This window comes from Nissabacter sp. SGAir0207, from assembly GCF_005491205.1.
Lineage (GTDB): Bacteria > Pseudomonadota > Gammaproteobacteria > Enterobacterales > Enterobacteriaceae > Chimaeribacter.
This window is the reverse complement of record NZ_CP028035.1, coordinates 1,033,605-1,049,082: the sequence shown is the minus strand read 5'-3', so window position 1 is coordinate 1,049,082 and position 15,478 is coordinate 1,033,605. Positions and strand designations below refer to the sequence as shown.

The window sequence follows — 15,478 nt, the reverse complement described above, 5'->3', positions numbered from 1 at the left end:
CCGTTACATAAAATGTCCCCCGAAATATTGCCTGCCTCAAATTTGGAGCACACATGTCCCGCATACTACACTTCGTGTTGGCGTTGGCTGTGGTCGCTATACTGGCGCTGTTGGTCAGTCACGATCGCAAGAACATACGCTTACGTTTTATCGCACAGCTACTGGTTATTGAAGTCCTGCTCGCCTACTTCTTCCTGAATTCGGAAGTTGGTTTAGGCTTTGTTCAGGGCTTTGCCAACTTCTTTGACAAGCTGCTCGGCTACGCCGCCCAAGGTACTGACTTTGTCTTCGGCGGAATGGGCGACAAGGGTCTGGCCTTCTTCTTCCTGAAAGTGCTCTGCCCGATTGTCTTTATCTCCGCCCTGATCGGTATCCTGCAACACATCCGTGTGCTGCCGATTGTCATCCGCTGGATCGGTACTGTGCTGTCGAAAGTGAACGGCATGGGCAAGCTGGAGTCGTTCAACGCCGTCAGCTCGCTGATTCTGGGGCAGTCTGAAAACTTCATCGCCTACAAAGACATTCTCGGCAAGATGTCCGAGAAGCGCATGTACACCATGGCCGCCACGGCGATGTCCACGGTTTCCATGTCGATTGTCGGCGCCTACATGACCATGCTTGACCCGAAATATGTGGTGGCAGCGCTGATCCTGAACATGTTCAGCACCTTTATCGTGCTGTCGCTGATCAACCCGTACCGCGTTGAGGGCGAGCAGGATCTGCAACTGGGGGAGCTTCACAAGGGACAGAGCTTCTTCGAGATGCTGGGCGAATACATTCTGGCGGGCTTTAAGGTGGCAATTATTGTGGCAGCGATGCTGATCGGCTTCATTGCCCTGATCTCCGCGGTCAACGCCCTCTTCTCCACCCTGTTCGGCCACTCCTTCCAGGAGCTGCTGGGCTACGTCTTCTACCCGTTCGCCTGGGTGATGGGCGTGCCATCCAACGAGGCGTTGCAGGTGGGCAGTATCATGGCGACCAAGATGGTCTCCAACGAGTTCGTGGCGATGATGGACTTGCAGAAGATTGCTGCCACCCTCTCCCCACGTGCGGAAGGCATTCTGTCGGTGTTCCTGGTCTCCTTCGCCAACTTCTCCTCCATCGGGATTGTGGCGGGCGCCATCAAGGGCCTGAACGAGCATCAGGGCAACGTGGTGTCACGCTTCGGCCTGAAGCTGCTCTACGGCTCAACGCTGGTGAGCGTGCTCTCCGCCTCTATCGCCGGTCTGGTGCTGGGTTAAGCGGACGATCTCTCTAAAAGGCGCTGCGGCGCCTTTTTTATTGCCTGTGATTTGGTATGGCAGGAAAAGCAGTAGGGAGCAGAGAAGTGGCAAACGCCAGAAAGCAAAAAACCGGCCTGAGCCGGTTTTTCTAAATTTGGTGGAGCTAGACGGGATCGAACCGTCGACCTCTTGCATGCCATGCAAGCGCTCTCCCAGCTGAGCTATAGCCCCACAATATGTGGTCACTTCATTTTTAGGGACCAAAAGTGAAAGTCCTTAACCAACTCCCCTGAGAAGTGAGTTGGTGGAGCTAGACGGGATCGAACCGTCGACCTCTTGCATGCCATGCAAGCGCTCTCCCAGCTGAGCTATAGCCCCTCATCAACACAACATGTCGTGTGGACGGGGCGCATAATATGAAACCCACCTGATGCTGTCAACGGCTAATTCCGACAAATTATTCAAACGCTGAAAAAGCAATCAAATCCGGTACCTGCCGCCGTTTTTGCCGCCAACCTGCCACTTTCATCAGCCGTGTTAACGGCTTTTCCACGCGGCTGGGGCTGAATCCTAAGGAGACGGCACGCGCCCGTCTGGCCACTGTCCTGCCCCCGCTGCCCTGCTTTCGCTAACATCATGATGTTAGATAAGGTTTAAATTAATGTTAGCTCACTAAACAATCACGCTTGTTTTGAGATAATTCTCATACTAGACTGCTGGCGCTAAAATCATAACCTTTACATCCGGGCTACACATGTCACTGCATTCACCTAAAGAAATTGCAACACTCGCCGTACAGGCCGGCGTGGCGAAAAGCCAGGCCTCCATCCTGAACCTGATTATCCTGGGCTTTATGGCTGGCGCCTTCATCGCTACTGGCTTCCTGCTTGACCTGCATGTCATCGGCACCCTGCCGCCACAGTGGGGCTCCTTCGGCGGCCTGCTGGGCGCGGCCGTCTTCCCAGTTGGCCTGATCCTGACCGTGCTGGCGGGTGGCGAACTGCTGACCGGCAACATGATGACCCTGCCGATTGCCTGGTTCTCGCGTCAGATTAAGGGCCTCGCCATCGTGCGTAACTGGTTCTGGGTCACCCTGGCTAACCTGATGGGCAGCCTGGCAGTCGCTTACTTCTTTGGCCACTTCCTGGGCATGACCGAAGGCGCCTACCTGAGCAAGACCGTTGCCATCGCACAGGCGAAGGTCAACGCGGACTTCCTGCACGCCTTTATCTCCGGCATCGGCTGTAACTGGCTGGTCTGTCTGGCCGTCTGGCTGGCATTTGCCAGTAAAGAGATGGGCGGCAAGGTGATTGGCATGTGGTTCCCGGTGATGGCCTTCGTGGCGATCGGCTTCCAGCACGTGGTTGCCAACATGTTCATCATCCCGGCGGCCATCTTTGCCGGTGCCCTGACCTGGGGTGACTACCTGCCGAACTTCGTGGCGGTGTTCCTGGGCAACGCCGTGGGTGGCGCAGGCTTTGTTGGCCTGATTTACTTCCTGGCCTACCGTCCGGGCATGGTTGCCAAACAGGCATAATCGCCGACGTTCGCTTTACCCCCTGCTCACTGCCCGCATCTGCGGGCAGTTTTTCTTGTGATCCAGATCGCGCCTTTTTCCACTTCCGCCTCCCCTGTTAGTGATTCATGTAAAATGAAGACGTAACACGAACCCGTAATTTTACTCATCAGGGAAGTATGATGGCTGACGAATGGATCACTCCCAAGGAGCTGGCGCAAAAGACTGGCTACACTGAGCAGAGCATCAACCAGCGCGCTGCCAAAGAGAACTGGGTTAAGCGCCGCCGCCCTGGCGTTCAGGGTGGCCGGGCGCATGAATTCCTGCTCGCCAGCGTGGCGCCGTTTCTGGCGCAGGCCCGCTCTGCTCAAGAGGAGCCGGCAACCTACCTCACCCACTCCAACCAGCCGCGTGACATTTGGGCGGCAGCGTTCGCACGCCTGAACCGGCGTGAGAAGCACCTGATCACCCAGTTCATTTTGCGTGAGGGTATCACCGGCGTTATGAAGAAGCTGGGACTGGCCGAAGGCTCGCCAGAGGGGAACGATGAGGGACAGCACGAGTAAGATCAGGCAATAAAAAAGGCCGGCAGGGGCATCCCCCGCCGGCCTTTTTATTGCCCGAAAACCTTACTGCTGGGCTTCGCGCTCTGCGATGTAAGCCAGGGCCTGATCAATGCGCGCCAGCGTGCGGCGCTGGCCGATGGCGTGTACGGTCACGTCCATGCCCGGCGACTGGCCGGCACCGGTGACCGCCACGCGCAGCGGCATCCCGACCTTGCCCATGCCCACGCCCAGCGCATCCGCCGTGCCCTGAATGGCGTGGTGCACGTTCTCCGGCGTCCAGTCAGTAATGGCAGCCAGTTGCGCTTTCACTGCCTCCAGCGGCTGGCGAGCCACCGGGCGCAGGTGTTTCTTCGCCGCGTCAGCATCAAACTCGCTGAAGTCTTCATAGAAGTAGCGGCTGGCTTCCGCCATCTCTTTCAGCGTTTTGCAACGCTCGCCCAGCAGCGTGACGATCTCCGCCAGCTGCGGCCCGTTGCGGGTGTCGAGGCCCAGCTGCTCAATGTGCCACTGCAGGTGGGTGGCCACATACTCCGGCGCCATGGTGTTGATGTAGTGGTGGTTCAGCCACTGCAACTTCTCGGTGTTGAAGGCGCTGGCGGATTTGTTGATCGCTTCCAGGGTGAACAGGTTGGTCATCTCCTCAATCGAGAAGATCTCCTGATCGCCATGCGACCAGCCAAGGCGCACCAGATAGTTGAGCAGCGCTTCCGGCAGGTAGCCGTCGTCGCGATACTGCATTACGCCCACCGCGCCGTGGCGCTTGGAGAGCTTTTTGCCGTCGTCGCCGAGGATCATGGAGACGTGGGCATAGACCGGCACTGGCGCGCCCAGCGCTTTCAGGATGTTGATCTGGCGCGGGGTATTGTTGATATGGTCTTCACCACGGATTACGTGGGTGATCTCCATATCCCAGTCATCCACCACCACACAGAAGTTGTAGGTGGGTGAACCATCGGTACGGCGAATGATCAGATCGTCCAGCTCTTGGTTGCTAAACTCGATCGGCCCACGGATCTGGTCATCAAAGATCACCGATCCCTCTTGCGGGTTGCGGAAGCGCACCACGCACGGCTCATCGGCCGCATGGTGCTCATGGCTGTCGCGGCAGCGGCCGTCATAACGCGGCTTCTCGCCGTTCGCCATCTGGGTTTCACGCAGCGCTTCCAGACGCTCCTTCGAGCAGTAGCATTTATAGGCGGTGCCATTCTCCAGCATCTGGTCGATGACCTGGTTATAGCGGTCAAAACGCTTGGTCTGGTAGTAGGGGCCTTCATCCCACGCCAGGTTCAGCCAGTTCATCCCGTCCATAATGGCGTCAATCGCCTGCTGGGTGGAGCGTTCCAGGTCGGTGTCTTCAATGCGCAGCACAAACTCGCCCTGATTATGGCGGGCGAACAGCCAGGAGTAGAGCGCGGTACGGGCGCCACCGACATGCAGGTAGCCGGTCGGGCTGGGGGCAAAACGGGTTTTGATTTTCATGGAAACACTGCCTTATTACGCAATGGGGCCAGAATGGGCCACTGCTTGCTCGGAAAGAACGAAAAAAGTGGGCAACATTCTACCACTCCACATCATTTCCTCAACGATTGCCGCCCTCGCCTTTCGCTCATTCATCAAAGATATGCATAAAGAACCGGCAGCGCTGGCGATAAATATCGCATCCTGATTACTTTTGCGGCGAACGATTATTTTCTCCGGAAAAAGCGTTGACTCACTTCGAACTATCCCTATAATGCGACTCCATCACGACGGGGGCGATTAGCTCAGTTGGTAGAGCATCTCCTTTACACGGAGGGGGTCGGCGGTTCGAGCCCGTCATCGCCCACCACTAAACAGGTGGCCTGTTGTGATAAAGCAGTAAGACGTGAGACATGGGCGATTAGCTCAGTTGGTAGAGCATCTCCTTTACACGGAGGGGGTCGGCGGTTCGAGCCCGTCATCGCCCACCATCTCTCACCCTTACGCAAACCAGAAGTGGGTGATTAGCTCAGTTGGTAGAGCATCTCCTTTACACGGAGGGGGTCGGCGGTTCGAGCCCGTCATCACCCACCACTTCTGCGGGTCGTTAGCTCAGTTGGTAGAGCAGTTGACTTTTAATCAATTGGTCGCAGGTTCGAATCCTGCACGACCCACCATCATCTGGTTCATGCCAGTTGAGTTTTAGATTTGAGAAATGGGCGATTAGCTCAGTTGGTAGAGCATCTCCTTTACACGGAGGGGGTCGGCGGTTCGAGCCCGTCATCGCCCACCATTTCTCACTCCCCTTGATTATCTCCTGTTATTCCAACGCACGATTTCTCTACTTTTTCCGTGCTCTTACGCTATTCCTGTTTTGCTTTTCCCTATTTCCACGCCTGCGTTATCTCTGTTCGCTGTTGCCTGCGGTTAAACAGGGCCGCCCTCGCCCTGCCGTGCCTATTTTGCCAAACGTGGCGTGATGCGACCATGCAACGCTGGGTTGTCGCTCTCGTCTTTCAGCGCAATGCCCGTCAGCCGACGCTGGAACGCCTGCTCCAGCAGCCAGGCGAGCTTGAAGGCCGCTTGCGGGTAGTCCAGCCCCTCTGGCCGGATATTGGAGACGCAGTTGCGCTCAGACATCAGCCGCTCACGGTGCGGTTGCCAGGTGAGGTACGCGCCCAGGCTGTCTGGCGAGGAGAGGCCCGGCCGTTCGCCAATCAGCATCACCACCATTTTCGCCTGCAATAATTCGCCAATCTCATCGCTTAGCGCCACCCGCGCCTGATGGGCCAGCACCACCGGTGCCAGCGTCAGCCCCAGTTCACGCAAATAGGGATCGAGGGCGGTGATCAAGGGCAGCGCCTGACGGTATACCGCTTTGGAGGAGAGGCCATCGCCAATCACCAGCGCCAGATCTGCCCCCTTGCGCCGCTGCTCGCGCAGCAGTTCGCGGCTGGCGGCATTGAGTTGTCGGCCCAGATCCGGGCGGCGCAGGTAGGTGGGGCGATCCACCGCCGCGCTCTGCACCGTCAGGGTGTTGAACAGTTCCGCCTCCAGTTGCAGCGCCAGGGTATCGCTGTCAAAGGGCTGGTGCACCGCGTCCCGCGCCTGAGCGTGTGCCAGCCCGAACTCCAGCAGCGCCTGCGTCGGCAGGCTGGCCCCGGTACGCCCGAGGGCGATGCGCGCCGCGGTAAACTGTTGCAGGCGGCGCCAGGCGGGATTGAGTGGCGGTTTTTTCATGCAAGTCGTCCCTGTGGCAGGTGTTGCAGCAGTGGGTGGCCCGCGCGCGGGTCGCGCAGCCGTCCTTGTTCATCAATGATCTCCATCTGCGCCAGCCAGGCGGCGAACTCCGGCGCATGTTTCAGCCCCAACAGTTCGCGCACATAGAGGGCGTCATGGAAGGAGGTGCTCTGGTAATTCAGCATAATGTCATCCGCGCCCGGCACGCCAATCAGGAAGGTCAGGCCAGCGGTGCCCAGCAGCGTCAGCAGGGTGTCCATGTCATCCTGATCCGCCTCGGCGTGGTTGGTGTAGCAGACGTCGCACCCCAGCGGCAGCCCCATCAGCTTACCGCAGAAGTGATCCTCCAGCCCGGCGCGGATAATCTGCTTGCCGTCATATAAATACTCCGGCCCGATAAAGCCCACCACCGTGTTGACCAGCAGCGGCGAGAAGTGGCGCGCCACCGCATAGGCGCGCGCCTCGCAGGTTTGCTGGTCAATGCCAGCGTGGGCGTTGGCAGAGAGGCAACTCCCCTGCCCGGTCTCGAAATACATCACATTCTGGCCGACGGTGCCGCGTTGCAGGCTGAGCGCCGCCTGTTGGGCCTCTGCCAGCAGCGCCAGGTCAATGCCGAAGCCGCGGTTTGCCGCCTCGGTGCCAGCAATCGACTGGAACACCAGATCGACCGGCGCGCCGCGCTCCATCAGTTGCAGCGTATTGGTGACATGGGTCAGCACGCAGGACTGGGTGGGAATGGCGAAGCGCTGGATCACCTCGTCCAGCATCTCATGTAGCTGCGCCAGTTGCGGCAGGCTGTCGCTGGCCGGGTTGACGCCAATCACCGCATCGCCCGCGCCATACAGCAGGCCGTCGAGCAGCGCGGCAGCGATGCCCGGCAGGCTGTCGGTGGGATGGTTGGGCTGCAACCGCACGCTCAGGCGGCCCGGCAGGCCAATGGTATTGCGAAAGGCGGTCACCACCCGGCACTTTTTCGCCACCAGAATCAAATCCTGATTACGCATCAGCTTGCTGACCGCCGCCGCCATCTCCGGCGTAATGCCCGCGGCGACGGCCGCCAACTGGGCGCTGTCGCAACGCTCGGAGAGCAGCCAGTCGCGGAACCCGCCTACCGTCAGGTGTGACAGCGGTGCGAAGGCCAACGCGTCATGGCTGTCGATGATCAGGCGCGTCACCTCATCCTGCTCATAGGGGATCAGCGCCTGCTGCAAAAAGGCCGTCAGCGGCAGATCCGCGAGGGCGATCCGCGCCGCCATGCGCTCCTCGGCGCTCTCGGCCGCCACGCCTGCCAGATAGTCGCCGGATCGCGCCGGCGAGGCTTTGGCCATCAGATCGCGGAGATCGCGGAACCGATAGCTGCGGTGACTCAGGGTGGCCTGAAACATAGTTCTCAGTCTCTTATTTGCCAGGTTTAACTGCCGCGGCCTTCAGCGGTTCGGCAATCTGCAAATGCGGATCGCAGGCGGCGGCGCGGCGTGAATGGTGGGTGATGCAGTACCAGGCATACGCCAGCAGCATCATGGCGGCAAATATCAGCGCCAGCAAGGGGTTATAATAGATCATGGCCGCGAGGCAGACCACAGCCAACCCCAACGCCAACGCCGGTAATAGCGGGTAGAGCGGCGCGCGGAAGGGCCGGATGAGCAACGGCTCGCGACGGCGCAGCCGGAACAGCGACGCCATCGAGATGATATACATCACGATCGCGCCAAATACCGACATGGTGACGATATTGGCGGTCAGCGGCAGGCCCCCCAACGTCACCAAAGAGTCGGAGAAGATGGCGGCGATGCCGACCACCCCGCCAGCCAGAATGGCCCAGTGCGGCGTGTGGAAACGGCCATTGACCGCCGACAGCCGCGCTGGCAGGTATCCGGCGCGCGCCAGGGCGAAAATCTGCCGCGAATAGCCCATGATGATGCCGTGGAACGAGGCGATCAGCCCAAACAGCCCCAGCCATACCAGCATGTGCAGCCAGCCGCTGTCACTGCCCACCACCCGTTTCATCGCCTGCGGCAGTGGATCGTTGATATTGGCCAGCTGCCGCCACTCCCCCACCCCGCCCGCGAACAGCATCACGCCCAGCGCCAGCAGCGTCAGGGTCAGGATACCGCCGATAAAGGCGCGCGGGATGGTGCGCTGCGGCTCGCGCGCCTCCTCTGCCGCCATCGACGCCCCCTCTATCGCCAGGAAAAACCAAATGGCAAATGGGATGGCGGCGAACATGCCCGGCAGCGCGGCGGAGGTGAAGACGTCACTGCCCGCCCAACCGCCCTGCATGAAATTGGCGGCATCAAAGCCCGGTGCCACCACGCCCATGAACACCAGCAGCTCAAAAATCGCCAGCAGCGTCACCAGCAGCTCAAAGGTGGCGGCCAGCGACACGCCAAGGAGGTTGAGCGTCATGAAGATCAGGTACGCCCCCACCGCCACCCACTTCGGGTTGATGGCCGGGAACTGCACGTTGAGGTAGGCGCCAATCGCCATCGCAATCGCCGGTGGGGCGAAGACAAACTCCACCAGCGTGGCAAACCCGGCGATGAAGCCACCGGTCGGGCCAAAGGCGCGGTAGGCGTAGGCGAACGGCCCGCCAGCGTGCGGGATGGCGGTGGTCAGCTCGGTAAAGCTGAAGATAAAGGCGCAGTACATGGTGGCGACCAGCAGCGCGGTGACCAAAAAACCCAGCGTACCGGCCTGCGCCCAGCCGTAGCTCCAGCCAAAGTATTCGCCGGAGATCACCAGCCCAACGGCGATCCCCCACAGGTGAAAGCTGCCCAGCGTGCGTTTCAGCGCGGGCCGGGCGTCAGGTGCGGATGTGGTGTGCATGGCTCTCTCCCCTCGGTATGGTGTCCTGGGATGCTGCAAAGGCTGTACCAGATGCGAGGGCCAGCGGGCGCGTTGACCCGGCAACACTTTTTTCCGATTGGCGACGCCGGTACGCGGCGCTGCTCCAGCGCGGGGCAGGCGGGGCGCGGGTTGCACCGTGGCGGGTAAGTGTAAAAAATTCGAAAGACCGATAAAGCGCCACAGGGCCTCGCCGATACCCAGTTTGCCCACCTTCCGGGCTGACATTCGGAGAGAGACCATGACCACCATCAGTGCAACCGGCACCAGCGCCACCCAGAGCAGCGGCGGCAGCGATCCGGCCCAGCAGATCGCCCAGCTCACCAAGCAGGTACAGAAACTGACCCAACAGGTGAAAGACCTGAGCAACTCCTCAGAAAGCTCTGACGAGGTGCAGAAGCAGAAAGACCTGTTGCAGGCGCAGATCGCGCAGTTGCAGGCGCAGATTGCCCGGCTGGAGGCACAGCAGGCGCAGGCCGCCCAGCAGAAGCAGCAGGCCGCCAACACCGCCAGCAGCGACAGCGCCTACAGCGCCCGCACCGAAGGGGTGAACCGCCCGAGCGACACCAACCAGATCGATATCTACGTCTAAGCCCTAGGCCTGCGGCCAGTTCGGCTGCTGCTGTCGGCGCTGGGTCAGGGCGGCGGCCTGCGCCTGCACCACTTGCCAAATCGCTTCCGCCGCCGGGGAGAGGGAGCGATTTTTCCGCCGCACCAGCATCAGGCTGCGGTTGACCACCGGGTGCAGCACCCGCACCGCCAGCCGACTGCCAGCGGGCAGTGGCAGTGCCAGCGCGGGCAAAACGCCAATGCCAATGCCAGCCTCCACCATCGGGTAGAGCGTCACCGGGTGCCCAATCTCCTGCACAATCTCCGCCGTCACCCCCTGCTCCGCCAGTGCCCGGTCAATCAGCATCCGGCTGCCGGAGGCGTAATCCTGCAACACCAGCGCCTGCCCCTCCAGGTCACGCCAGTTCGCCTGCGCCTGCCCGGCAAAGGGGTGATCATCCCGGCAAAGCAGCAAGAATGGCTCCTGCATGATTACCTCGCAGTGCAGATCCGCGGCCGTCACCGGATCGATCACGATACCGAAATCGACCTCGGCATTGCGCACGCTGTGCAGCACCTGTTGTTGCGGCTGGTCGCGCAGCGTCAGGCGAATCTCCGGGAAGCGCGCCGCGCCATCGGCGATGCGCTGCGGCATCAGGTGGGCGGAGATGGTCTGGCTGGAGGCGACGCGCACCGTGCCGGTGTGCTGGGTGCCAAAGCTGCGGCTGTCCAGCAGCGCCGCCTGCAACTCCTCTAGCAGGCGCTCCACCCGTGGTGCCAGCCGTTGCCCGGCGTCGGTCAGCACCACTTCGCGGGTGGTGCGATCCAGCAGCCGGATGCCTACCTCCGCCTCCAGCTCCTTGATGCTGTGGCTGACCGCAGACTGGCTCAGGCCGATTGCCTCGCCAGCGCGGCTAAAGCTGCCGTGGCGGGCGATGGCGACAAAGGTACGTAACTGGCGCAGGGAGTAGTTCATGGGGAAAATTCATCAATGGATTAAATAAATCAATTTTTTCATTGTATCCCAACCGGTCACAATAGCCATTCACTCCCGTGATGGAACCCTTATGCGCTTTTTACCTGATCCCTATACCCTGACCCTGATTGGCACCGTGGTGCTCGCTTCGCTGCTGCCAGCACAGGGAGCCTTTGTGCCCTTTTTCAGCCACCTGACCACTGCCGCCGTGGCCCTGCTGTTCTTTATGCACGGCGCCAAGCTCTCGCGTGAAGCGATTCTGGCGGGCAGCAATAACTGGCGGCTGCACCTGCTGGTGATGTGCAGCACCTTCATCATCTTCCCGCTGCTGGGCATGGCGTTGCAGTGGTGGTCGCCGCTGCCGGTCAGCCCGGAGATCTACGCTGGCTTTGTCTACCTCTGCATTTTGCCCGCCACCGTACAGTCCGCGATTGCCTTCACCTCGCTGGCGGGCGGCAACGTGGCGGCGGCGGTGTGTAGCGCCTCCGCCTCCAGTTTGCTCGGCATCTTCGTCTCGCCAATGTTGGTGGGGCTGCTGATGAACGTCCATAGCGGCGAGCAGCATATGCTGTCGCAGGTTGGCTCCATCGTGCTGCAACTGCTGGTGCCCTTCGTGCTCGGCCACCTGTCGCGCCCGTGGCTGGCGGGCTGGATCAGCCGCCATAAGAAGGTGATTGGCAAGACCGATCAGGCCTCCATCCTGCTGGTGGTCTACTCCGCCTTCAGCGAGGCGGTGACGCACGGCATCTGGCATCAGGTGGGGATTGGGTCACTGCTGGCCATCCTGCTGTTCTGCGCCGTGCTGCTGGCGATTATTCTGGCCTTCAATATGTTCGTGGCGCGGCGGCTGGGCTTCAGCCGACCGGATGAGATAACCATTGTCTTCTGCGGCTCGAAAAAGAGTCTGGCGAATGGCGTGCCGATGGCAAATATCCTGTTCCCGGCCGCCAGCGTTGGGGTCATGGTGCTGCCGCTGATGCTGTTTCATCAGGTGCAGTTGATGACCTGCGCGGTGCTGGCGAAGCGCTACCAGCAGCGGCAGGCCGCCGCCCTCACCCCGGCAGCTGACAAGGCATAAAAAAAGGGCGTGGCCTGCGCCACGCCCTTTGGGGAGGGTCAGCCGCGTTTCAGCGGCGTGACCAGCCCCTCCAGCCCCTCGGTTTTGATCGCCAGCGTCAGTGCCAGCAACTGCCCGAGTTTCCCGGCCGGGAACGCCTCTTTGCGGGCGAACCACAGCAGGTACTCCTCCGGCAGGTCAATCAGCATCCGGCCCTGATATTTGCCAAACGGCATCGGGGTGTTGGCGAGGGCGATGAGATCCTCTTTATCCATCATGCGGAGGCGTCCAGCCGGCGCACCATCTCCGCCTCATCAATCACCTCAATCCCCAGCTCCTGCGCCTTGGCCAGTTTCGAGCCAGCCGCCTCTCCCGCGATCAGCAGATCGGTTTTCTTCGACACGCTGCCGCTCACCTTGGCACCCAGCGCCGTCAGGCGATCCTTGGCCTCGTCACGCGACAGGATGCTGAGCGAGCCGGTCAGCACCACGGTCTTGCCCGCGAACGGGCTGTCAATCTCCTCAGGCACAATCACCTGCACCGCCGGCCAGTGGATGCCGATGGCCGGGTCGAGCAGCTCGTCAATCACCTGCTGGTTGTGCGCCTCCTCCAGGAAGTTACGCACATGCTTCGCCACGATGTCGCCCACGTCCTGCACGCTTTTGAGCGCCTCCAGATCGGCGGCACGCAGCGCCTCCACCGAGCCAAAGTGCGCCGCCAGGTTGGCGGCGGTCGCCTCGCCCACCTCACGGATGCCCAGCGCATAGAGGAAACGCGCCAGCGTGGTCTCTTTGGCCTTTTGCAGCGCGTTGACCAGATTCTGCGCCGACTTCGGCCCCATACGATCCAGCCCGGTCAGCACGCCAGCGCTCAGGCGGAAGAGATCGGCGGGCGTCTTGACGTACTCCTTCTCCACCAGCTGGTCGATGATTTTATCGCCCATGCCATCGACGTCCATCGCCCGGCGCGAGACAAAGTGCTTGAGCGACTCCTTGCGCTGCGCACCACAGAACAGGCCGCCGGTGCAGCGCGCCACCGCTTCGCCCTCCACGCGCTCCACGTCAGAGCCACAGACCGGGCAGGCGGTGGGGAACGTCACCTCACGCACGTGCTCCGGGCGCTCGCTCAACACCACCCCCACCACCTGCGGGATGACGTCGCCAGCGCGGCGCACAATCACGGTGTCACCGATGCGCAAACCGAGGCGCTCAATCTCATCGGCGTTGTGCAGCGTGGCGTTACTCACTGTCACGCCCGCCACCAATACCGGCTCCAGCCGCGCCACCGGCGTGATGGCGCCGGTGCGGCCGACCTGGAACTCCACGTCGCGGACAGTGGTCACCTGCTCCTGCGCCGGGAATTTAAAGGCGATGGCCCAGCGCGGCGCACGCGCGACAAAGCCGAGCGCCTCTTGCAGATCGAGGGAGTCCACCTTGATCACCACGCCATCGATGTCAAAACCAAGGCCGGTGCGCGCCTGCTCAATCTGGTGGTAGAACGCCAGCACTTCCTCGCTGCCGTTGCACAGGCGGATGCGGTCACTGACCGGCAGGCCCCATTCGCGGAACTGCATCAACCGCTGCCAGTGGCTGCGCGGCAGCTCGCCGCCCTCCAGCACACCGACGCCGTAGCAGAAGAAGGTCAGCGGGCGCTTGGCGGTGATGCGCGGATCCAGCTGGCGCAGTGAGCCAGCCGCGGCGTTGCGCGGGTTGGCGAACACCTTGCCGCCCGTGCGGCGCGCCTCCTCATTCAACGCCTCAAAGCCGCGCTGCGGCATGAACACCTCGCCGCGTACTTCCACCCGGCGCGGGATATTGTCACCGGTCAGGCGCAGCGGGATGGCGCGGATGGTACGCACGTTGGCGGTGATGTTCTCGCCGGTGGTGCCGTCGCCGCGGGTGGCGGCGCGCACCAGCTCCCCATCTTCATACAGCAGGCTGACCGCCAGCCCATCCAGCTTCAGTTCGCAACAGAAGGTCAGGGTATCGGCACTCTTCAGGCGATCCTGCACCCGCTTGTTGAACGCCAGATAACTCTCCTCGTCGAAGACGTTGTCCAGCGACAGCATCGGCACCTCATGGCGCACCTGCTCAAAGGCGGTGAGTGGCGCGGCCCCGACCCGCTGGGTCGGTGAGTCAGCGGTGATCAGCTCCGGGTGCGCCGTCTCCAGCTCGCGCAGCTCGCGCATCAGCCGGTCATATTCGGCATCTGGGATCTCTGGGGCGTCAAGGACATGGTACTGGTATTCGTGGTGGCGCAGTGAGGCCCGCAGTTGATTGATTTGTTGAATGATCGATTCCATGGCTCACCATTTGAAGATAAAAAACCCCCGGCAGGCGGGGGTTGGTCAGGAAGGGGCAGAGGCGCCGGCTATCAGGACTCGGCGGTCGCCTCCAGCACTTCGCGGATGCGGGCCTTATAGGTCTCCAGCTTCTGCGGCGTCATCATGCGGCGCTCATCATCCAGCACCACGCCGCCAACATCATCGGCAATGCGCTGGGCGGATTGCAGCAGCAGTTTGAAGTTCTGGTTGGCGTCGCCATAGCACGGCACCATCATGAACATCGTGATGCCGGGCGTGGAGAAGTCCGACATGGTGTCCGGGTCAAAGGAGCCGGGTTTCACCATGTTGGCCAGGCTGAACAGCACTGGGCCGCTACCGGCCGGGCTGAGGTGGCGATGGAAAATGTTCATCTGCCCAAATTGGAAGCCAGCCTGCAACACACTCTGCAACAGCACCTCGCCGCCAATCACGCCACCCTGATGGGCGGCCACATGCAGCACCAGCACGGTCTCTCTCAATTTTTCGCGCGGCGGCACCGGTGGCACTACCGGTTCCGGTTGCGCAGGCGCGGCCGGGGCAACCGGGGCCGCGGCTGGACGGGAGGGAGCTGGCTCCGGCTCATCCGCGCTGCCAAACATCGGCAGATCCTCATCCTCATCGGCGGGCACGAAGGTGTGCACTGGCTCACGCTCTGGCACGTCACGCTGGCGCGGCGTCGGCGCGGTGGCCGGCTCGGCAGCGGAGTAGCCATTTAGCAGCGGGTCATCACCCTCGGCAACAGGCGCAGGCTGGCGACGCGGCGCAGGCTGGGGTGCCGGCTCCGGCTGGCGGGCAGCGGGCGCAGGCTGGGGCGGCGCACGGCGTACCGGCGCGGCTTCAGGCTCATCAAACTGACCCAGCTCTGGCTCATCATGGGCATGGGCGGCGCGCACCCGTACCTCACTGACCCCTTCGTCCACATCCTCGGCCGGGGCGCTATTTCGCTCTTTCTTGGTTCGCTTGGCTGGACGATCGCGGAACAGGGCGGAGCGCTCTTTGCGGCTGGTCCATAAACCATGCAGCAACAGCGCTATTATGGCGATCGCGCCAACAACGATTAGTATCAGACGCAAATCCTGCATCATTGCTATCTCTAGTTGCTTTTATACATTGCCACCACGGCCTTGAACGCCGCAGAAAACATTCATCTAGTAACTCTATTTGCCCGCGTACACAAGTGCAAGTATTGACTCTATTTTCCCGGCATAAACATGAAGTGCGCACCT

14 protein-coding genes and 7 tRNA genes are annotated in these 15,478 nt (G+C 61.4%); 11 read left to right on the top strand and 10 right to left on the bottom strand.

Going from position 1 to position 15,478, the window contains the following annotated elements:
* Positions 1–53 precede the first annotated feature (53 nt).
* Positions 54–1,241: a NupC/NupG family nucleoside CNT transporter gene (locus tag C1N62_RS04610; protein WP_137762516.1), complete on the top strand. Its 1,188-nt coding sequence runs from the start codon at positions 54–56 to the stop codon at positions 1,239–1,241.
* Positions 1,242–1,378: 137 nt separating this feature from the next.
* Here the strand turns inward: C1N62_RS04610 and C1N62_RS04605 are convergent.
* Positions 1,379–1,454 (bottom strand) — tRNA-Ala (locus C1N62_RS04605).
* Between the two features lie 71 nt (positions 1,455–1,525).
* A tRNA-Ala gene (locus tag C1N62_RS04600) sits at positions 1,526–1,601 on the bottom strand.
* 376 nt (positions 1,602–1,977) lie between these two features.
* Between C1N62_RS04600 and C1N62_RS04595 the strand changes: the two genes are divergently transcribed.
* Together C1N62_RS04595 and C1N62_RS04590 are read left to right on the top strand one after the other, a co-directional pair.
* Positions 1,978–2,760 carry a formate/nitrite transporter family protein gene (locus tag C1N62_RS04595; RefSeq protein WP_137762515.1) on the top strand — a complete coding sequence of 261 codons (783 nt, stop codon included), beginning with the start codon at positions 1,978–1,980 and terminating at the stop codon, positions 2,758–2,760.
* 161 nt (positions 2,761–2,921) lie between these two features.
* Positions 2,922–3,305 (top strand): YfeC-like transcriptional regulator, encoded by a 384-nt coding sequence (locus tag C1N62_RS04590; RefSeq protein WP_168195804.1) that lies wholly within the window; start codon positions 2,922–2,924, stop codon positions 3,303–3,305.
* Between the two features lie 63 nt (positions 3,306–3,368).
* Here C1N62_RS04590 and gltX read toward each other — a convergent pair whose 3' ends face one another.
* A complete protein-coding gene (gltX, locus tag C1N62_RS04585; protein ID WP_137762513.1) occupies positions 3,369–4,784 on the bottom strand; it encodes a glutamate--tRNA ligase in 1,416 nt (471 codons plus the stop codon).
* On the opposite strand from gltX, the gene C1N62_RS04580 reads away from it, so the two are divergent.
* From C1N62_RS04580 to C1N62_RS04555, 6 genes are all read left to right on the top strand, one after another.
* The gene (locus C1N62_RS04580) at positions 4,783–4,971 is read left to right on the top strand and encodes a hypothetical protein (protein WP_137762512.1); all 189 of its coding nucleotides are present in this window, start codon (positions 4,783–4,785) and stop codon (positions 4,969–4,971) included. The genes gltX and C1N62_RS04580 overlap by 2 nt on opposite strands.
* 86 nt (positions 4,972–5,057) lie before the next feature.
* A tRNA-Val gene (locus C1N62_RS04575) sits at positions 5,058–5,133 on the top strand.
* Between the two features lie 45 nt (positions 5,134–5,178).
* A tRNA-Val gene (locus C1N62_RS04570) sits at positions 5,179–5,254 on the top strand.
* Positions 5,255–5,281: 27 nt separating this feature from the next.
* Positions 5,282–5,357 (top strand) — tRNA-Val (locus C1N62_RS04565).
* 7 nt (positions 5,358–5,364) lie between these two features.
* Positions 5,365–5,440, top strand: a tRNA-Lys gene (locus C1N62_RS04560).
* 40 nt (positions 5,441–5,480) lie between these two features.
* Positions 5,481–5,556, top strand: a tRNA-Val gene (locus C1N62_RS04555).
* Positions 5,557–5,720: 164 nt separating this feature from the next.
* Here C1N62_RS04555 and eutC read toward each other — a convergent pair.
* The 3 genes from eutC to eat are packed head-to-tail and all read right to left on the bottom strand — an operon-like array spanning position 5,721 to position 9,329.
* Positions 5,721–6,503 (bottom strand): ethanolamine ammonia-lyase subunit EutC, encoded by a 783-nt coding sequence (gene eutC / locus C1N62_RS04550; protein WP_137762511.1) that lies wholly within the window; start codon positions 6,501–6,503, stop codon positions 5,721–5,723.
* Positions 6,500–7,888 (bottom strand): ethanolamine ammonia-lyase subunit EutB, encoded by a 1,389-nt coding sequence (locus tag C1N62_RS04545; protein WP_137762510.1) that lies wholly within the window; start codon positions 7,886–7,888, stop codon positions 6,500–6,502. The genes eutC and C1N62_RS04545 overlap by 4 nt, the downstream gene beginning before the upstream one ends.
* Before the next feature lie 13 nt (positions 7,889–7,901).
* Entirely contained in the window at positions 7,902–9,329 is a 1,428-nt protein-coding gene (gene eat, locus C1N62_RS04540) for an ethanolamine permease (protein ID WP_137762509.1), read from the bottom strand.
* 259 nt (positions 9,330–9,588) lie between these two features.
* On the opposite strand from eat, the gene C1N62_RS04535 reads away from it, so the two are divergent.
* Entirely contained in the window at positions 9,589–9,939 is a 351-nt protein-coding gene (locus C1N62_RS04535; protein WP_137762508.1) for a FlxA-like family protein, read from the top strand.
* A 3-nt stretch (positions 9,940–9,942) separates the two neighbouring features.
* Here the strand turns inward: C1N62_RS04535 and C1N62_RS04530 are convergent, their stop codons facing one another.
* On the bottom strand, positions 9,943–10,872 hold the full coding sequence (locus tag C1N62_RS04530) for a LysR family transcriptional regulator (protein ID WP_137762507.1): 930 nt from the start codon (positions 10,870–10,872) through the stop codon (positions 9,943–9,945).
* A 91-nt stretch (positions 10,873–10,963) separates the two neighbouring features.
* On the opposite strand from C1N62_RS04530, the gene C1N62_RS04525 reads away from it, so the two are divergent.
* Entirely contained in the window at positions 10,964–11,950 is a 987-nt protein-coding gene (locus C1N62_RS04525) for a bile acid:sodium symporter family protein (RefSeq protein WP_137762506.1), read from the top strand.
* 38 nt (positions 11,951–11,988) lie between these two features.
* Here C1N62_RS04525 and C1N62_RS04520 read toward each other — a convergent pair whose 3' ends face one another.
* From C1N62_RS04520 to zipA, 3 genes are all read right to left on the bottom strand, one after another.
* The gene (locus tag C1N62_RS04520) at positions 11,989–12,204 is read right to left on the bottom strand and encodes a DUF3820 family protein (protein WP_137764902.1); all 216 of its coding nucleotides are present in this window, start codon (positions 12,202–12,204) and stop codon (positions 11,989–11,991) included.
* The gene (gene ligA / locus C1N62_RS04515; RefSeq protein ID WP_137762505.1) at positions 12,204–14,231 is read right to left on the bottom strand and encodes an NAD-dependent DNA ligase LigA; all 2,028 of its coding nucleotides are present in this window, start codon (positions 14,229–14,231) and stop codon (positions 12,204–12,206) included. Before ligA ends, C1N62_RS04520 begins: the two co-directional genes overlap by 1 nt.
* A 71-nt stretch (positions 14,232–14,302) precedes the next feature.
* Positions 14,303–15,337 (bottom strand): cell division protein ZipA, encoded by a 1,035-nt coding sequence (zipA, locus tag C1N62_RS04510; protein ID WP_137762504.1) that lies wholly within the window; start codon positions 15,335–15,337, stop codon positions 14,303–14,305.
* Positions 15,338–15,478: the final 141 nt, after the last annotated feature.

What these genes read in the sequence shown, in the direction of transcription:
- eutC (WP_137762511.1), bottom strand. Translation starts at nt 6,503, where the DNA reads ATGAAAAAACCGCCACTCAATCCCGCCTGGCGCCGCCTGCAACAGTTT.
- C1N62_RS04545 (WP_137762510.1), bottom strand. Translation starts at nt 7,888, where the DNA reads ATGTTTCAGGCCACCCTGAGTCACCGCAGCTATCGGTTCCGCGATCTC.
- C1N62_RS04520 (WP_137764902.1), bottom strand. Translation starts at nt 12,204, where the DNA reads ATGGATAAAGAGGATCTCATCGCCCTCGCCAACACCCCGATGCCGTTT.
- zipA (WP_137762504.1), bottom strand. Translation starts at nt 15,337, where the DNA reads ATGATGCAGGATTTGCGTCTGATACTAATCGTTGTTGGCGCGATCGCC.
- C1N62_RS04580 (WP_137762512.1), top strand. Translation starts at nt 4,783, where the DNA reads ATGGAAACACTGCCTTATTACGCAATGGGGCCAGAATGGGCCACTGCT.
- C1N62_RS04525 (WP_137762506.1), top strand. Translation starts at nt 10,964, where the DNA reads ATGCGCTTTTTACCTGATCCCTATACCCTGACCCTGATTGGCACCGTG.
- gltX (WP_137762513.1), bottom strand. Translation starts at nt 4,784, where the DNA reads ATGAAAATCAAAACCCGTTTTGCCCCCAGCCCGACCGGCTACCTGCAT.
- C1N62_RS04590 (WP_168195804.1), top strand. Translation starts at nt 2,922, where the DNA reads ATGGCTGACGAATGGATCACTCCCAAGGAGCTGGCGCAAAAGACTGGC.
- C1N62_RS04530 (WP_137762507.1), bottom strand. Translation starts at nt 10,872, where the DNA reads ATGAACTACTCCCTGCGCCAGTTACGTACCTTTGTCGCCATCGCCCGC.
- C1N62_RS04610 (WP_137762516.1), top strand. Translation starts at nt 54, where the DNA reads ATGTCCCGCATACTACACTTCGTGTTGGCGTTGGCTGTGGTCGCTATA.
- ligA (WP_137762505.1), bottom strand. Translation starts at nt 14,231, where the DNA reads ATGGAATCGATCATTCAACAAATCAATCAACTGCGGGCCTCACTGCGC.
- eat (WP_137762509.1), bottom strand. Translation starts at nt 9,329, where the DNA reads ATGCACACCACATCCGCACCTGACGCCCGGCCCGCGCTGAAACGCACG.
- C1N62_RS04535 (WP_137762508.1), top strand. Translation starts at nt 9,589, where the DNA reads ATGACCACCATCAGTGCAACCGGCACCAGCGCCACCCAGAGCAGCGGC.
- C1N62_RS04595 (WP_137762515.1), top strand. Translation starts at nt 1,978, where the DNA reads ATGTCACTGCATTCACCTAAAGAAATTGCAACACTCGCCGTACAGGCC.